Genomic DNA, 16,311 nt, shown 5'->3' with positions numbered 1-16,311 from the left:
GTAGCGGCCGAGTTGGCGGGGAATGGCGCGCTGTCGTCCATGTCGTTGCTCCTCTTCGTTGATCGATTGCCTGGTTGGTTCAGCGGATGGTTCCGGCACCCCGGCAGACGCGGCAGCGCCGCCGCCTTCCGGTCCAGGTGGTGCGGGCGCCTTCTCCCTTGCAGTGCGGGCACCTGACACGAGGCATAGGCATGTGTGTAGCCCTCCTAGAAGTGGGCGAAGCCGCTGGTGATCCAGGTCATGAAGCCGTCGACCGTGTGGATTACGGGGGTCTGTCCGAGGTAGATGCCGAACAGGGCGATGCAGGTCGCTTCCCAGGCGCGTACGTCCCGGGAGCGGACGAGGAGGAAGGTGATGATCCCGAAGAGGACCACCAGCGAGACGACCGTTCCCGCGCTGGTCATGACTCGTCTCCCCTCAGTGCCTGAAGAGCGCGGTCGAGTGCGGGCAGCACGGGCGTGGTCTCGGCGTACGTCGCCGCCGTGGTGGTGGCTTCCTCGGCGGTGGTGAGGTGTGAGCGGGCGCGGCTCCAGCCGCCGTCCGGGCCGGCGCGGACGGCGACGCCTTGTTCGTCAGGGGTGATGGACTGGGCGACGGTCACGGCGTCCTTGTTCAGATCCCCGAGGGCCATTTCGGCGGTGCCGGGGTCGTTGACCCGGTGGCAGATCCGGCCGCTGAGTTGGGCGCGTAGTGCGGTGGCGCCGGGGCCGAGGTCAGAGCCGATGCGCTGCCCAGCGATGACCAGATGGACGCCGAGGGCGGCGCCGAGCTGGGCCAGGCGCAGCAGGTAGGTGGAGCACTGCTCTGTCTCCGCCTTGCTGGGGCGGGTGCCGTCGGACAGGTACAGCTCTGCCAACTCGTCGACGAGGACGACGACGGGCACCGGCCGTTGCTTGCCCGGCAGCTCCCAGATCGAGCGGACGCCCGCCTCACGGCAGATACTCATCCGGTCCTGTGTCTCGACCACCAGCGCTCCGAGGACGGCGACCGCTTCGCGGCGTGAGGTGGCCAGCGCGCTCAACCTGTCGGTGAATAGGCCGAGTTCCATGCCGCCTTTGCAGTCGATGCCGACGAGGGCGACGGGTTGGGGTGCGAGCTGCGCGACCAGACGGGCGAGGAGGGTGGACTTCCCGGATCGGGTGGCACCGGCGATGAGCCAGTGCGGCACCAGCAGAAAATCCATCACCCACGCGCCGCCGTTCTCCAGCGCGCCAAGGACCGCGGTCAGCAGCCGGGGCTTGGCCGTGACCAGACCAGGCCGCGCCAGGGGATCGGTGGCGGTTGCGGTCAACAACACGTGCCCGCGCCGGGGGGAGGTGACACGGACCGCGTGGACCTTCCAGGCGTGCGCCAGTGCGTCGGCCGCCGCCACGAACACCGCCGGTGTCTGCCCGGGGTGGAGCCGCACCATGACGTTCAGGCCCAGGCGCGTGGAGCGGGGGAAGGAGATCCGCGGGGGTGCCGGGCGCAGTGCCTCGCCCTTGACGATCAGGTCGCCGAGGAGTCCGCGGGGCGGGCGGTGGGAGACGGCCAGGTCGGTGAGGATGGCGACGCGGCGCCAGGTGACCAGCACCCGGCATGCCGTGATCGGGTAGCCGGTGAGGTACCAGTGCCAGGCCGGCCGGTGCCGCTTGAGCAGGTTGCCGACGACCAGCACCCACGCCAGAACCGCGGCGGCTAACGCGATCAGGATCCAGTTCATCGCGCCTCACCGCCCTTGACCGGCGGGCCGGGTGCGGGGGTGATCGAGTCGGCGCGGAAGCTGATGCCGTGCCGGTCGCCCATCTGCCAGGCGAACGCGGTCAGTCCGCTGACCTTGAGGATCTGCCCTTCCTCGATCCCCTTCGGTTCACCGGCTACGGCGATCTCAATCACCGAGATGCGGCGGGCATCTTGCCTGACCGTGACGGCCACGGTGTAGACGGTGTTGCCGTCCTTGTCCTTCCTGACCTCCTTGGTGTCGGGGTTGACGATCTTCGCTTCGGGGGCGATGGCGCACCGCAGTACGCCCAGCCGCCCGGTGTCCACAGGTATGGACTGCATTGCTTCGGCCTCCCTGGCCTGTTGGGGACACCAGACCCTTCCGTCTGACGTCACTTGTCCTGACGAGTTATGAGTATGGGGAGCTGTACAGCACGGAAGCAACTACTTATTCTGACGAGTGATGTCGCGCGTGCGACGTGCCTACGACGACGGGAAGACGAAGGTGCCGAGATGAGTGAGATCCAGCGCCCCGGAGCCCTCTACCAGCAGGTCGCCGCCGCCATCCGGGAAGCGATCCTGTCCGGTGAGTTCGAAGCCGGCGCACCACTGCCGTCCGAGACCCAGCTCATCGCCCGCTACCAGGTCTCCCGCCCCACCGTCCGCAACGCCATCGCCGCCCTGCGCGCGGAAGGGCTCATCGAAGTCCGCCACGGCAAAGGCAGCTTCGTCCGCACCACCGGAACCCCCGCGCTCACCATCAACCGGCGCGTCACTCGCAGCCGCGGCGGACAGTTCACCTCGGCGGACGGCATCGAGTGGACCACCTCCGAGGACCCCGCGGTCTACCGCTCTCACACCAGCCAGGCCACCGGCACGCTCCTCGGACTGGACGCCGAAGAAGCGATCTTCGTCTGTGACCGTCTGCTCATCGATCCGGCCACCGGCACCCGCGCGTTGCACCGCACGACCATCCCGTTCGAAGTCGCCGAGGGCGTCGACACGCTCGCCGAGGCACCGGACAGCGAGCCGGATGCGATCTACGCACTGCTCACCGAGGCCGGGCACACGCTGTGGTGGTCCGAGACGGTACGCGCCCGCATGCCCCTGCCCGACGAGCGGACCGCCCTGCAACTCCCCGACGCCACACCGGTCATCCACCTGGCCCGCACCACCCACGGCACCGACGACCGGCCCCTGCTCCTCGAAGAACTCCGCACCGGAGCGGACCGCGCCCAACTCGCCTACCGCATCACCGCCGACAAAGCAGCAGCCGCCCGCGGCAACCGCGGCTGAGGGCCGGGGATCGGTCGAAACTTTCTCTACTTCCTCAAGGGCGCGCCTGCGGCGCGCCGGGCGCCCGTGCCGCCCCGGCCGGGCGTGCGGCGTGCCCGCCGGTCCCGGCCGGACGGCCAGCGCCCCACCCCGCAACGCGCAGGATTCGGGGAGAAGCTGACCGTCCGAGGTCTGCCGGGGTGCGCGGGGCTGGGGGTCGTCGGCTTCCGAGGCTTTAGGCAGCTCCCATGGGGCGAGCCTCGAAGAGCAGGGGGCCAATCGGGCACAACAACGGGCAGGCCAGGTACCTGCCCGATTCGCCCGGCCAGCGTAAGGCCCCCTGCTCTCTCGCCCCATGGCAGCTACCGCCCAAACCCTCTCCAGCCGACGACGCACACCCTGGCCGGACACGCGACCACCGAACCGCATCACGACGCACCGCCCACGTCACCGGCCGCGTTCTCCAGGAGCACGGCGAGCTGTTCCACAGCGGCCGGCCAGCCCGCCAGCCGCACTACACCGCGCCCGTCCTGGTTGGCGTCGGCCACCGCCCGCACCCGGGACAGCTCCACCCCAGCAGCCAGCAACGCCCGGTTCAGCCGGTCCGCGGCCCGGCTCGCCTCACGCCAGCCCGCCACGTAATCGACGCTGGAGTTCCACAGGCCAGCGTCGAGCGCGAAGACGTCCAACCCGTCGTTCAGCCTGTCCTCACCAGCTCCGGACACGTGATCCACCTCTGTCCCGATCTATGTAACGGATCGTCAACTTCCTTGGCCCAGAGCAAAAACGCAGAGCGACGGCCCCGGTACCATCAGGCACCGGGGACCGTCGCGTCCCCAGCCGGGCCACCCCACGCTTCCTAGGGCAGACGGGTGGCCCGGTCTCGGTCTGAAGTTGTGTGAGGCGTGACCCCCTGGCACCGGGTGGGGAGCCCGGCGATCAGCCAGGAAGTCACGCCCCTTGCACCGGAGACCGACTGTCTCCGGCCCAGGCCGTCATTCGCCCCACGAACACGGCGAGGAGGGACGGCCAGGCACTGCTACGGCGGCCAGTTCCGAAGTTCGCCGTCGAGGTCGAAGCGGCAGTAGACCGTCTTGCCGCCTTCCTCCTGCGGCACCCACCACAGCGCGTCAGCCAGACTCTGAACGATCAGCAGACCGCGCCCGTGATCAGGTAACAGAGCTTCCGCCATGCCGTTGACCAGGTCGGGCGAGAAGGTCTCGCCTGCCGGGCAGGTGGGCGGGTTGGAGTCCTCATCCGACACACCGACGAACAGCCACTGCGGCCACCTCTTCAGCACCACGTCAATGCCGCGGTGCGTCCCCGGCCACATGAGGCACTTGTCGGGGACGGCGTGATGGACGACGTTCCCCACGAGTTCAGACACAGCCAATTGGACGTCGTCGACAAGCTCAGCCAGGCCCCAGTCCGTCAGCGTGGACCGCACCAGGCTCCGGGCCGCTCGAAGGCAGTCAGGTGCCTCAGCGAACAGCAGCAGGGAGCGGTAGTACTCAACTGTCTCCATGCGCCTGCCGGGACGGGATATGACGACCGCCGGGGCTGCGGCGACCCGTTCACCCTGTTGAAGATCCATTTCGCACCCTCCAGGTAGCCGTGTGCAGGGGCCCCTGCCGGGACGATCTCCGGCCGGCTCGAGCGAGGATGCACGCCCATCGCCCTCTGTCGCTCCCCCCCCCTTGGGGACCCCCCTCGTGGGTACACTCGAAGACCGGAAGCGGATGAGGGACGAGACGTTCAGGGCAGGTCAATCACGATGGGGAAGTGAGATGACCGAGGCTGCACCGACACCGGCAGCGCTCCCGCCGCACGTGCTGGAACGCGCAGACGTGCGGTCGGCTATCGCCAACCACGACTTCGGGGAAGTCTTCAGACTCGCCCGGCTACACGGGCACATCAGCTACGCGAAGATCGCTGAGGCCACCGGCTACAAGCGCGAGCACATCGGGAAGATGGCGCGTCCCGAAACCCAGGGCAAGGGCACGCGCCCACGGGTCACCCAGTACAACAAGGTCCTCGAAGTGGTGGACGGGCTACGGATCCCCGGCCACCTCGCCGGACTAACTCCACGCCCATGGGAGCTGGAGCGCAGAGCCGCCCCGGCACAGTCAGACGATCCGAGCACACTGCTGGCCCAGGGCGGAGCCGGCCTGTGGGACATCGCCGAGTTGCTTCGCCGCACAGAGATGTCCAGCATCAACAGCGCCGCACTGGAGTCGATCGAGCAGGGCATTGACCAACTCGCCCGCGCGTACCCGTACGCCGATGCCGACTACCTCCACAAGCGCACACGAAGCGGCCTGCAATACGTCACGAAGCAGCTCGAAGGCCGGATGACACTGCGCCAACATCGAGAACTACTCGTCCACACGGGATGGCTGTTCCTGCTCAACGCCTGCGTTCAGCACGACCGCGGCCAGTTGGAGGCCGCAAACCTGAGCAAGGCCGCTGCACTCCGCATCGGGGAAGAGGCCGGCCACGGAGAGATCAAGGCATGGGCGTGGGAAATTGAGGCTTGGTTCGCGCTCACGCAGCGCCGTTGGCAAGGCATGCTCGAAGCGGTCGAAGCCGGCCACGTCGCCGACCAGACACACTCCGTCGGCGTGCAACTCTACGCACACAAAGCCCGCGCAGCAGCACGCATGGGAGACAACCGTCTTGTACGCGACTCCCTTGACGCCGGCCGCGCCAGACTCGACCGATTGCCACGCCCGGACCACCCAGAACACCACTTCATCATCGACCCGGACAAGTGGGACTTCTACGAGATGGACGCCTACCGTCTCCTGGGCGACGACGAAAAGGCCGCCGGACATGCCCGCTCCGTCATCCGTATCAGCACCGGCCCCGACGGAACCGAGATTTCCCCCATGCGGGCGGCAGAGGCCCGACTCACTCTCGGAGTCACGGCGGCCCGAACCGGTGACATAGAGGAAGCAGTAGGGATGGGGAACGCGGCTCTGGAAGCAGACCGTAAGTCCCTGCCGTCGTTGCTTTTAATCGCCAACGAACTGGACAACGAACTTCGCTCCCGCTACCCGCGCGAGATGGCAACTCGCGACTTCCACGAAAGAATCCTCACCATCACCAAAGGCGCTTCCGAACCAGAGCTTCCATTCTGAATTTGCGTTAGGAAGGGGCACAGGGGTGGCCGAGGCGTCTGATGCGCAGAAGTTTGCAACGTGGCTCGGGATCGTGGTGTCGGTCATCGGGGTCCTGGCGTTCTTTGGCATCACGAATTTTGACGATCTGAGAAACGCTGGTGCCCCTGACCGGAGCGACGCATGCAGCATGGCGATCGATGCTCGCCATGCCAACAAAATTATCGGGGAAGCCTCACGCGCTGAAGTCCGGGCAGAGATGCACGAGTACGCCCAGCGGCTGCTTGAGGCGTCGAGCCTTACTGACGACAAAGAGCTTCGTTCGAGCCTGCGTGAGTCCTCGTATGGCTACCAGGACTACGGGGACTCGCTCCCGGTGACAGATGCGAGCCGGACGAAGGCGGCGTTCTACAGGGCCTCGGCAGCCGAGGACAAGTGGCAGTCCCTCTGCGGGGACGACGACCTGTAAAAAGTCCCGACGGGAGTCTGTCCACTTAATCGAGCAGACCGAGTGCGGTGTCGGGCCGGCCGTGGGCCGGGGCCATCGACTTAAAGCTGGATATAGACCACCTCCAGAAAGAAAGTGTCCGTTCATCTCTGGGACGGAGTCCCATATCTCAGATAGTTTTACCGGAGAGGCAAGCGACGGAGAGTCGAGAAGTTTTGCGAGCTGAGTAAATGCACCTTTACCGTGGTCTCGAATCGTCAATGTTCCGATACTATCTCTTGTGACGGCTTGGGATATCCCAGGAATTCTTAAGCCGTGACCGGAAAGCTGCCAATCGGTAGAGGATGCACATCTGTCGGCATGTGTTGCTGCCGCAATGGCGCGACCCAGTTGAGAGAGGCCATAAAATGCAAGTACTGGCCGGGTCTCGTATCCGACTCGTTCCGCAGCTGTGAAGTACTGTTCAGACTGCTCTAGTGAAGCGGAAAAAGTTTCCCTCTTCCTCTTGCTCTGCCCGACAGGGGCAGGCGGGTTTGAGCGTAAGGAACGAAGGGATATCCATATCTGCTGAATCTCGATCACCTAATTTGACTCACAATTGGTACAGATCTTGCGATCCCGAGAATGTGCCGAAACGCGACCCCCTCTTCCGATGACCGAGCAGCGTCAGACGCCACTGCCAGAACCAGCTCCCCGAGTCGTGCGCGATCCACCGGCGCACGCACTACGGTGACCAACCCGACGCACGCCGGACACGGCTACGACCGTACCGGGGGGAGCAGTGGGCGGACGAGACCGCCGGACGGCAGCGGGCCCCGCTCGGAGTTGAGCGGGGCCCGCGTGGAGTGCGTTGGTGCGTCAGTCCGCGACCGGGAGGTAGACGCGGTGGCCGCTCTCTGCGAACTCCCGTGACTTCTGGAGCATGCCGGCGGCAGCCTCCTCCTCCGTGGCGTCGGCGGGCACGTCGCCACCGAAGCGCTCTATTACTGATTTGCTAATTTTCATTGAGCAGAACTTCGGTCCGCACATCGAGCAGAAGTGCGCCGTCTTCGCCGGCTCCGCCGGCAGCGTCGCGTCGTGGAACTCGCGCGCCGTGTCCGGGTCCAGGGCCAGGTTGAACTGGTCCTCCCAGCGGAACTCGAAGCGCGCGTCCGACAGGGCGTCGTCCCAGTCCTGGGCGCCCGGGTGGCCCTTGGCGAGGTCCGCGGCGTGGGCGGCGATCTTGTACGTGATGACGCCGGTCTTGACGTCGTCGCGGTCCGGCAGGCCCAGGTGTTCCTTCGGGGTGACGTAGCAGAGCATCGCCGTGCCCCACCAGGCGATCATCGCCGCCCCGATGCCGGAGGTGATGTGGTCGTAGGCGGGGGCGATGTCGGTGGCCAGGGGGCCGAGGGTGTAGAACGGGGCCTCTTCGCAGATCTCCTGCTGCAGGTCGACGTTCTCCTTGATCTTGTGCATCGGGACGTGTCCCGGGCCCTCGATCATGGTCTGCACGCCGTGCGACTTCGCGACCCGGTTCAGCTCGCCGAGGGTGTGCAGCTCCGCGAACTGCGCCTCGTCGTTGGCGTCCGCGATCGAGCCGGGGCGCAGGCCGTCGCCGAGGGAGAACGTCACGTCGTACGCGGCGAGGATCTCGCACAGCTCGTCGAAGTGGGTGTAGAGGAACGACTCGCGGTGGTGGGCCAGGCACCAGGCGGCCATGATGGAGCCGCCGCGGGAGACGATGCCCGTCTTGCGGCGGGCGGTGAGGGGGACGTAGCGCAGCAGGACGCCCGCGTGGACGGTCATGTAGTCGACGCCCTGCTCGCACTGTTCGACGACGGTGTCCTTGTAGACGTCCCAGCTCAGCTCCTCCGCGCGGCCGTCGACCTTCTCCAGGGCCTGGTAGAGCGGCACGGTGCCGATGGGCACGGGGGAGTTGCGCAGGATCCACTCGCGGGTGGTGTGGATGTTGCGGCCGGTGGACAGGTCCATGACCGTGTCGGCGCCCCAGCGGGTGGCCCACGTCATCTTCTCCACCTCCTCCTCGATGGAGGAGGTGACGGCGGAGTTGCCGATGTTGGCGTTGACCTTCACCAGGAAGTTCTTCCCGATGATCATCGGTTCGGACTCGGGGTGGTTGACGTTCGCGGGGAGTACGGCGCGGCCGGCCGCGATCTCGTCGCGGACGAAGGCGGGCTCGACCCGCTCGCGCAGCGCGACGAACTCCATCTCCGCGGTGACCTCCCCGCGTCTGGCGTACGCGAGTTGCGTGACCGCCGCGCCGCGGGCGCGCCGCGGCTGGCGCGGGCGGCCGGGGAAGACGGCGTCGAGGTTGCGCAGGCCGCCGCGGGGGGAGGTGTGCTTGAGGCCGTCGTCCTCGGGGCGGGGCGGGCGGCCCGCGTACTCCTCGGTGTCGCCGCGGGCGATGATCCAGTTGTCGCGCAGCGGGGCGAGCCCGCGGCGGACGTCGGTGTCGGTGGTCGGGTCGGTGTACGGCCCGGACGTGTCGTACAGCGTCACGTCCCGGCCGTTCGTGAGGTGTACGCGCCGCACCGGGACCCTGATGTCGGGCCGCGCGGGGTGCTCGACGTGGTCCTTGTGCCAGCCGATCGCCGTCGAGTCGGCGGACTTCGCGGAGTCCGCGGTGGCGGGCGTACGTGCATCCGAAACGGTCATGGAGACCCACTCCCTACGCCGGCATTACCCGGTAACAGGTTCGGCGGTCGGCGCAGCTTCGGTCCGGTTCCGGATCCGTCAGCGCCCTCTCAGCCCGGTGCTCCGAGCTCCCGCGGTGTGCATTTCGCGGACCACGCTAACCGGTGGACGCCCCGGCACGAAAGAGGGCACCGGGGGCGCGCTCCTGCGATGATCTGGCGGTGACCCCTTCGCACAGCCACGAACAGAACCACGGCCACGGCCACGGCACGCCGCCCCCGCCGGCCTCGCACCGGCTGCGTACGGTGATCGCGGCGCTGCTCGTCCCGTTCGCGCTGGCGGTGCTCGCCGGGCTGATCGCGCTGTGGCCCGGCGACGAACCGGGCGGCGCGCGCAGCGGCGTCGGCTTCGACCAGGAGCGGCAGCGGGCGAAGGTCACCAAGATCGAAGAGGTCAGGTGCGCGGACGTGGGCGCCCAGATCCAGGAGCCGGCGACGCCGGGCGGCGGCGGAAACGCGGACGAGCCGCGGCCCGACGAGGACGCGATGTGCGAGCGGGCGACGATCGAGGTGACGTCGGGCAAGCACAAGGGACGTACCTTCACCGAGATCGTCGCGCCCGACGCGTCGCGGCGGTACGACGTGGGGCAGGAACTCGTCGTCTCCTATTCGCCGGATGCGCCGCGTGAGCTGCAGTACGCCGTCTCCGACGTGGTGCGTACGGTGCCGATGGCGGTGCTGGCGCTGGTGTTCGCGCTGGCGGTGGTCGCGGTGGGGCGGCTGCGCGGGCTGGCGGCGCTCGCGGCGCTGGCGGTGAGCTTCCTGGTCCTGATCCTGTTCATCCTGCCGGCGATCCTCGACGGGTCGAATCCGCTGGTGGTGGCGGTGGTCGGGGGCAGCGCCATCATGCTGATCGCGCTGTATCTCTGTCACGGGTTCAACGTGCGTACGTCGGTGGCGGCCCTGGGCACGCTGGTGTCGCTGCTGCTGATCGGGCTGCTGGGCTCGCTGTTCATCGGCTGGTCGAAACTGACCGGGAACACCGACGACTTCACGGGGCTCATCCACACCCAGTACCCGGACATCGACATGAGCGGGCTGCTGCTGGCGGGGGTGCTGATCGGCTCGCTCGGGGTGCTCGACGACGTGACGGTGACGCAGGCGTCCGCGGTGTGGGAGCTGCGGCAGGCCGATCCGTCGGCGCCGTGGCGGAAGCTGTACGCGTCCGCGATGCGGATCGGGCGGGATCACATCGCTTCGGTGGTGAACACGCTGGTCCTCGCGTACGCGGGAGCGGCGCTGCCGCTGCTGCTGCTCTTCACGATCGCCGACCAGGGCGTCGGCACGGTGGCGACGAGCGAGTTCGTCGCCGAGGAGATCGTACGGACCCTCGTCGGCAGCATCGGGCTGGTCGCCTCGGTGCCGCTGACCACGGGGCTCGCGGCGCTCGTCGTCTCCGCCGACCGGGGCCGGGAGGCGGGGCCGGGCGCGGGCATGGGACCGGCTGGAGGGCCGGGGCCGGGTGGCGGACCGGGATCATGGCCGGGTGGCGGACCGGGCACGGGGCCCGGGGCCGGTGCGGGACCGGCGGGCTGGGCGGGCACGGGCTCCGGCGCCGCCGCGGCTCCTCCCGAGGGCCGCGCCCGCCGCCGGGGCGGCGGCGGTCGGCGGCGCCGGAAGTAGCGCCGGAGGCGAGGACGGCGGGCTGCCGGCCGGCTGGCCGGCCGGTCGTCTACCAGTCGTTCTTCGACGACGACGCGGTCATGAACTTCCGCACCAGGAAGATCGCACCCGCGATCAGCGCCGCGGCCAGCAGCACCTTGAACAGCAGGCCGATGATGAAACCGACCAGCGCCATGATCAGGCTGCCGAAGACCACCAGCACGATCGCCGGGATCAGCACCCACGTCACCCACCACGGCAGCCCCGCGGTGATCTCTTTCACGGACACGGTCATTCCTCCTCCGGTACGCCGGGGTTGTCCCGGTGCCTTCGATGCTAAGTCGCCGGAAGGGCGGACGGGAGTGCCCCCTTCCCCGGTCCACCCCGGAACGAACCCTGAGGCACCCCTGAGGGACTGATTCAGGCCTCGGGTGGAGAGAAGACCACCAGAACCCGGAGATCCTCGGTGATGTGGTGGAAACGATGCGGCACGCCCGCCGGCACGTAGACGACGCAGCCCCTGCCGACCTGCAGGGTCTCGTCGCCGACGGTGACGGAGCCGCGACCGCTCATGATCACGTAGACCTCGTCCTGGCGGTGGGGCTGCTGCGGGTCGGGCGATCCGGCGTCGAGCGCGTACAGGCCCACCGACATGTTCCGTTCCCGGAGGAACTGGAGGTACGCTCCGTCGTTCGCACGGCGCTCCGCCTCCAGGTCGTCCAGCCGGAATGCCTTCATCGTGCCCCGCCCTCCGCGTCCGTGGTGCTCCCGACTACCTCTGGAACGATCACACCAATGAAGACTTTCCTGATCAAGACCGTCGCCAACGCCGCCGCCCTCGCGGTCGCCGTCTGGCTGATCCCCGACATCGGACTGACCGGTGACGACAACGCCGACAAGGCCGTCACACTGCTGCTGGTCGCGTTGATCTTCGGCGTCGTGAACTTCGTCGTCAAGCCCCTCGTGCAACTCCTGTCGCTGCCGCTGCTGCTGCTGACCCTCGGGTTGTTCACGCTCGTGATCAACGCGCTGATGCTGATGCTCACCTCCTGGATAGCGGACGAGGCGGACCTGAGCTTCCACGTGGACGGATTCTGGACGGCGGTGCTCGGCGGGCTGGTGATCAGCATCGTCTCGTGGGCGACGAGCATGGTCCTCGACCGCGACTGAGGCCACGACTGAGGCCGCGAACGAGGCCGTGAGCCCGCGGGCGCCGGTACGGCGCGGAGCGGCGGACTCCGCCCCGGCGGGAACCCGCCTCCGGCACCGGGCGCCCCGGCCCCGGCTGAGGCAGGATGGAGCGCATGCGAACGAGCGAACGCCCCCTTCCCGCGCCTTTCCGCGTCTGCTTCGTCTGCACCGGCAACATCTGCCGCTCGCCGATGGCCGAGGCCGTCCTCCGCGCCCGGGTCGCGGAGGCGGGGCTCGACGGCGAGATCGAGGTGGACAGCGCCGGCACCGACGGCTGGCACGTCGGCGAGGCCACCGACCCGCGCGCCGCCGCCGTGCTCACCGAGCACGGCTACGAGCTGGCGCACACCGCCCGGCAGTTCACGCCCGACTGGTTCGCCGAACGCGACCTGGTCCTCGGCCTCGACAGCGGGCACGTCCGCCGCCTCCTCAAGATCGCGCCGACGCCCGCCGACGCCGAGAAGGTACGGCTGCTGCTCTCCTTCGCGCCCGACCTCGACCTGACCGACGTCGAGGACCCGTACTACGGCGGCACCCGCGGCTTCGAAGAGGCTCTGGACCTGATCGAGACCGCCGCCGAGGGCCTTCTCCAGGCCGTACGCGACGAACTCACCGCCCGCCCGTGAGCACCCCGGACACCGGCGCCCTCCGGGGCGTCGAGGCACGCGCCGCCGCGCTCGCCGGCGCTCCGGTACGCGCCGCACGCCGCGTCGGCGGCGGGGACATCTCCGCCGCGCACCGCCTCGAACTCGCCGACGGCCGCCGGGTGTTCGCCAAGACCCGCGCCGGCGCGCCCGCCGACTTCTTCGCCGCCGAGGCACACGGGCTGCGCCTCCTCGCCGGCACCGGCACGGTCCCCGTCCCCGCCGTGCTCGGCGAGGAGCCCGGGATGATCCTGCTGGAGTGGATCGAGCCGGGCCCCGCGACCCCCGCGCAGGCCGAGCGGCTCGGCCGCGACCTCGCCGCGCTGCACACCACCCCCGCCGCCGCCTACGGCACTCCCTGGCCCGCCTACATCGGCTCGCTCCCGCTGCCGTCCCCGGGCGCCTCGGCCACCCCCGGAGCCCCGGGAGCCCCCGAGAGCCCGGAACCGGCGCCGGAACCACCCCCTCAGCACGCCGCACATGCGCCCGCCTCCCCCGCAGACTGGCCCGGCTTCTACGCCGGGCACCGGCTGCTTCCCTTTCTACGTCTCGCCACTGACAACGGCGCCCTCACGCCCGCCGACACCCGCGCCGTCGAGCACCTCTGCGACGTGATCGACGAGGTCGCCGGCCCGCCGCAGCCGCCCGCGGTCATCCACGGCGACCTGTGGTCGGGCAACGTGCAGTGGTCCGCCCACGACCGCGCGCACCTCGTCGACCCCGCCGCGCAGGGCGGCCACCCCGAGGTGGACCTCGCGTTCCTGGAGCTGTTCGGCTGCCCGCAGCTCGGGCGGCTGCTCGGGGCGTACGAGGAGGTACGCCCGCTGCCCGGCCGGCGCGGGCGGGTGCCGCTGTACCAGCTCCACCATCTGCTCGTGCACGCCGCGCTGTTCGGCGCCGGCTACGGCGCGCAGTGCGGCGCCGCGGCGCGCGCGGCCCTGGCGGGAGCCGGCCGATGACCCCCGACGACGCCCAGGACGCCGACGCCACCCGCGTCGTACGCGCCGGCCTCCCCGCCGCCGAGCCGTACGAACCGGCCCTCCCCGGCCCCGTCTTCGCCGCCCACTACCACCTCCCCGGTGACGTCGCCGGCGCCCCCTACGACTACGGCCGCGACGCCAACCCCACCTGGACCCGCCTCGAAGCCGCCCTCGCCGAACTGGAGTCGCCCGGCGTCCCCGCCGAGGCCGTGGCGTTCGCCTCCGGCATGGCCGCGATCACCGCCGTCCTCATGACCGTCCCCGGACCGGCGGGACCCGCCCCCGCTGCCCGGGGCCACGTCGTCCTCCCCTCCGACGGCTACAACCTCGTCCCCGGCGGCCTGCGCACCCTCCTCGAAGAACACGGCACCGAGGTACGCGCCGCCCCCACCGCCGGCGACGCGCAGGCCGCGCTCCTCGACGGCGCCCGCCTGCTGTGGCTGGAGACCCCGTCCAACCCCGGCCTCGACGTCTGCGACGTCCGTCGCCTCGCCGCCGCCGCCCACGCCGCGGGCGCGCTCGTCGCCGTCGACAACACCCTGCCCACCCCCCTCGGCCAGCGCCCCCTGGAACTCGGCGCCGACCTGTCCGTCGCCAGCGGCACCAAGGCGCTCACCGGCCACGGCGACGTCCTCCTCGGCTACGCCGTCACCCGCGACCCCGCGCTCGCCCGCCGGCTGCGCACGTGGCGGAAGACCGCGGGCGCCGTCCCAGGACCGATGGAGGCGTGGCTCGCGCACCGTTCGCTGGCCACCCTGGAGCTGCGCACCGCGCGCCAGGCGGCGAACGCGCTCGCCGTCGCCGAGGCCCTGCACGCGACGCCGGGCGTACGGGACGTACGCCACCCCGGCCTGCCGTCCGACCCCGCGCACGCGCTCGCAGCGCGCCAGATGCGGGCCGGGCGGTACGGGTGCGTGGTGGCGTTCACGCTGCCGGACCGGGCGGCGGCGGAGCGTTTTCTGGGCGCGGCGCGGCTGGTCGACGAGGCGACGAGCTTCGGCGGCGTGCGCTCGTCCGCGGAGCGGCGCGGGCGGTGGGGCGGGGACGCGGTGCCGGAGGGCTTCGTGCGGTTCTCCGCGGGCGTCGAGGACACCGCGGACCTCGTCGCCGACCTGCGCGAAGCCCTGGCGTACGCCCTCGCCCGCTGACGCCCGCAAAATCCGGCAAAACAGATAAAACTCGCGTAAATCAGCAAGGCGTGTGTTCATGGTGTGTGGGGGAGCCGCGGGCACGCGGGTCGAGAGCCGCGTTCGAGACGCCCGTCGGCACAGCTCTCAAGGGAGATCACACCATGCGTAAGATCGCCGCAACACTGGGCGCGGCCGGGGTCATCGCCCTGGCCCCCCTGACCGGCGCGAGCGCGCAGCCCGCGGCCCCGGCGGACAGCCCCCAGACCACGGTCCAGCAGGAGCAGGGCCCGCGCGGCCCGAAGGGCGACAGCGCGAGCAACTGGGGCCTGCTGGGCCTCGCCGGCCTCCTCGGCCTCGCCGGTCTGGCGAAGAAGTCCGGTACGGGCGCGCGCCGCGGCGAGACCACCAACCGCGCCGCGCAGACGACCGGCACGCGCCGCGACTACGGCACGGACCGCGGGCACGGCAAGGACACCGGCCAGACGCGCACGGCCGACGAGGACATGCGCGGCCAGGGTGAGGGGAGGCACGAGAAGCACGGCAAGCACGGCATGCACGGCGGCAGGCACGGCGCGTCCGGTGAGACGTCCGGCACGCCGGGCTCGTCCGGGATGAAGGGTGACGACTCCGGCATGCCCGGCGGCACCGCGTCCCGCACGTCCCCCGCGCCCGGCACCGGCGACCGGTCCGGCCGCACCACGCAGAGCGACATCACCGGCGGCACCGCGCACGAGATGAGGCCCGGCACCGAGGAGAGCGGCAGCACCCACCGCATCTACGACAAGGACGACACCACCCGCCGCGACCGCGGCGACGACGAGCGGCGGTGACGCACGGGCGCCCAACCGGCGCCCGGGTTCCGCGGCCGGCCCGCGCCGGGCCGAGCGGCGGCACCCGGGCGCCGGACCCGTGAGCAGGACGCCCGCGCACCGCGGCGCCGGCCGCTACTCCCGCGCCTTCGACGGCGAGTTGTCCCCCCGCGCGCTGCGCGCGCGGGTTTCGACCGGCGTCCCGCGTGCCACATACATCCCATGACCGTGTCCCACCGGCCCGTGGTCAAGCGCACCGCCCGCGCCGTCCTCCTCGACGGCGACGAGATGCTGCTCATCAAACGCACCAAACCGGGCCGCGAACCGTACTGGATCACCCCCGGCGGAGGCGTCGAGCCCGCCGACGCCTCCGTCGTCGCCGCCCTGCACCGCGAGGTCGACGAGGAACTGGGCGCCCGCGTCACCGGCGTCGTCCCCGTCTTCGTCGACACCGTGCCCGAGGGGCCGCAAGGCCCCGACGGCGCACGCGGCGTGAAGGTGCAGCACTTCTTCGCCTGCCGGCTGGCGTCCATGGACCTGACCCGGCGCCACGGCCCCGAAGTCGACGAGCCCTGCGGCGAGTACGAGGCGGTGCGCATCCCCTTCACCCGCGAGGGCGTCGACTCCGTCGACGTCGTCCCGCCCAGTCTGCGCGCCTATCTGCGCGCGAACATCGAGGGCGTCCTCGCCGTCCTCGCCGACGACTTCGGCTGACG

The 16,311-nt window shown here is 70.2% G+C and carries 18 protein-coding genes and 1 riboswitch; of the genes, 10 read left to right on the top strand and 8 right to left on the bottom strand.

From position 1 onward, the window contains the following. Nucleotides 1-206: 206 nt before the first annotated feature. Genes O7599_RS20125 through O7599_RS20115 form a run of 3 tightly spaced genes read right to left on the bottom strand, consistent with a single transcriptional unit; the run spans nt 207 to nt 2,043 of the window. A complete protein-coding gene (locus O7599_RS20125) occupies nt 207-404 on the bottom strand; it encodes a hypothetical protein (protein ID WP_225796549.1) in 198 nt (65 codons plus the stop codon). After that, nucleotides 401-1,702, bottom strand: coding sequence for an FtsK/SpoIIIE domain-containing protein (locus O7599_RS20120; protein ID WP_281616991.1), 1,302 nt, complete (start codon nt 1,700-1,702; stop codon nt 401-403). The genes O7599_RS20125 and O7599_RS20120 overlap by 4 nt, the downstream gene beginning before the upstream one ends. After that, complete coding sequence (locus O7599_RS20115) at nt 1,699-2,043, bottom strand: hypothetical protein (protein ID WP_281616990.1); 345 nt, start codon at nt 2,041-2,043, stop codon at nt 1,699-1,701. Before O7599_RS20115 ends, O7599_RS20120 begins: the two co-directional genes overlap by 4 nt. 171 nt (nt 2,044-2,214) lie before the next feature. Here O7599_RS20115 and O7599_RS20110 point away from each other — a divergent pair, with 171 nt between their 5' ends. After that, complete coding sequence (locus tag O7599_RS20110) at nt 2,215-2,997, top strand: GntR family transcriptional regulator (protein ID WP_281616989.1); 783 nt, start codon at nt 2,215-2,217, stop codon at nt 2,995-2,997. 407 nt (nt 2,998-3,404) lie between these two features. Here the strand turns inward: O7599_RS20110 and O7599_RS20105 are convergent, their stop codons facing one another. Both O7599_RS20105 and O7599_RS20100 read right to left on the bottom strand, forming a co-directional pair. Continuing rightward, the gene (locus O7599_RS20105) at nt 3,405-3,710 is read right to left on the bottom strand and encodes a hypothetical protein (protein WP_281616988.1); all 306 of its coding nucleotides are present in this window, start codon (nt 3,708-3,710) and stop codon (nt 3,405-3,407) included. Nucleotides 3,711-4,015: 305 nt separating this feature from the next. Then, complete coding sequence (locus O7599_RS20100) at nt 4,016-4,570, bottom strand: ATP-binding protein (RefSeq protein ID WP_281616987.1); 555 nt, start codon at nt 4,568-4,570, stop codon at nt 4,016-4,018. 193 nt (nt 4,571-4,763) lie between these two features. Between O7599_RS20100 and O7599_RS20095 the strand changes: the two genes are divergently transcribed. Both O7599_RS20095 and O7599_RS20090 read left to right on the top strand, forming a co-directional pair. Continuing rightward, nucleotides 4,764-6,116 (top strand): tetratricopeptide repeat protein, encoded by a 1,353-nt coding sequence (locus O7599_RS20095; protein ID WP_281616986.1) that lies wholly within the window; start codon nt 4,764-4,766, stop codon nt 6,114-6,116. A 25-nt stretch (nt 6,117-6,141) separates the two neighbouring features. Next, entirely contained in the window at nt 6,142-6,564 is a 423-nt protein-coding gene (locus tag O7599_RS20090; RefSeq protein WP_281616985.1) for a hypothetical protein, read from the top strand. Between the two features lie 837 nt (nt 6,565-7,401). On the opposite strand, the gene thiC is transcribed toward O7599_RS20090, so the two are convergent. Beyond that, the gene (gene thiC / locus O7599_RS20085; RefSeq protein WP_281616984.1) at nt 7,402-9,201 is read right to left on the bottom strand and encodes a phosphomethylpyrimidine synthase ThiC; all 1,800 of its coding nucleotides are present in this window, start codon (nt 9,199-9,201) and stop codon (nt 7,402-7,404) included. Further along, nucleotides 9,194-9,325: riboswitch (TPP riboswitch) on the bottom strand. (Overlaps the previous gene by 8 nt.) Before the next feature lie 76 nt (nt 9,326-9,401). Between thiC and O7599_RS20080 the strand changes: the two genes are divergently transcribed. After that, a complete protein-coding gene (locus O7599_RS20080; RefSeq protein WP_281616983.1) occupies nt 9,402-10,862 on the top strand; it encodes a YibE/F family protein in 1,461 nt (486 codons plus the stop codon). A gap of 49 nt (nt 10,863-10,911) precedes the next feature. Here the strand turns inward: O7599_RS20080 and O7599_RS20075 are convergent, their stop codons facing one another. Next, nucleotides 10,912-11,124 carry a DUF5326 family protein gene (locus O7599_RS20075; protein WP_047020110.1) on the bottom strand — a complete coding sequence of 71 codons (213 nt, stop codon included), beginning with the start codon at nt 11,122-11,124 and terminating at the stop codon, nt 10,912-10,914. A gap of 137 nt (nt 11,125-11,261) precedes the next feature. Then, on the bottom strand, nt 11,262-11,579 hold the full coding sequence (locus O7599_RS20070; RefSeq protein WP_281616982.1) for a cupin domain-containing protein: 318 nt from the start codon (nt 11,577-11,579) through the stop codon (nt 11,262-11,264). 57 nt (nt 11,580-11,636) lie between these two features. On the opposite strand from O7599_RS20070, the gene O7599_RS20065 reads away from it, so the two are divergent. From O7599_RS20065 to O7599_RS20040, 6 genes are all read left to right on the top strand, one after another. Next, nucleotides 11,637-12,011, top strand: a complete 375-nt coding sequence (locus O7599_RS20065) for a phage holin family protein (RefSeq protein WP_281616981.1) — start codon at nt 11,637-11,639, stop codon at nt 12,009-12,011. A gap of 125 nt (nt 12,012-12,136) precedes the next feature. Then, nucleotides 12,137-12,658 carry a low molecular weight protein-tyrosine-phosphatase gene (locus O7599_RS20060; protein ID WP_281616980.1) on the top strand — a complete coding sequence of 174 codons (522 nt, stop codon included), beginning with the start codon at nt 12,137-12,139 and terminating at the stop codon, nt 12,656-12,658. Continuing rightward, nucleotides 12,655-13,635, top strand: coding sequence for a fructosamine kinase family protein (locus O7599_RS20055; RefSeq protein ID WP_281616979.1), 981 nt, complete (start codon nt 12,655-12,657; stop codon nt 13,633-13,635). The genes O7599_RS20060 and O7599_RS20055 overlap by 4 nt, the downstream gene beginning before the upstream one ends. Further along, a complete protein-coding gene (locus O7599_RS20050; protein WP_281616978.1) occupies nt 13,632-14,804 on the top strand; it encodes a cystathionine gamma-lyase in 1,173 nt (390 codons plus the stop codon). Before O7599_RS20055 ends, O7599_RS20050 begins: the two co-directional genes overlap by 4 nt. A gap of 143 nt (nt 14,805-14,947) precedes the next feature. Further along, nucleotides 14,948-15,616: a WGxxGxxG family protein gene (locus tag O7599_RS20045; RefSeq protein ID WP_281616977.1), complete on the top strand. Its 669-nt coding sequence runs from the start codon at nt 14,948-14,950 to the stop codon at nt 15,614-15,616. Nucleotides 15,617-15,817: 201 nt separating this feature from the next. Then, on the top strand, nt 15,818-16,309 hold the full coding sequence (locus tag O7599_RS20040; RefSeq protein ID WP_281616976.1) for an NUDIX hydrolase: 492 nt from the start codon (nt 15,818-15,820) through the stop codon (nt 16,307-16,309). Nucleotides 16,310-16,311 lie beyond the last annotated feature (2 nt).

Origin of the sequence: Streptomyces sp. WMMC500, from assembly GCF_027497195.1 — a bacterium.
Taxonomy (GTDB): domain Bacteria; phylum Actinomycetota; class Actinomycetes; order Streptomycetales; family Streptomycetaceae; genus Streptomyces.
This window is presented reverse-complemented; position numbering and strand designations above follow the sequence as displayed.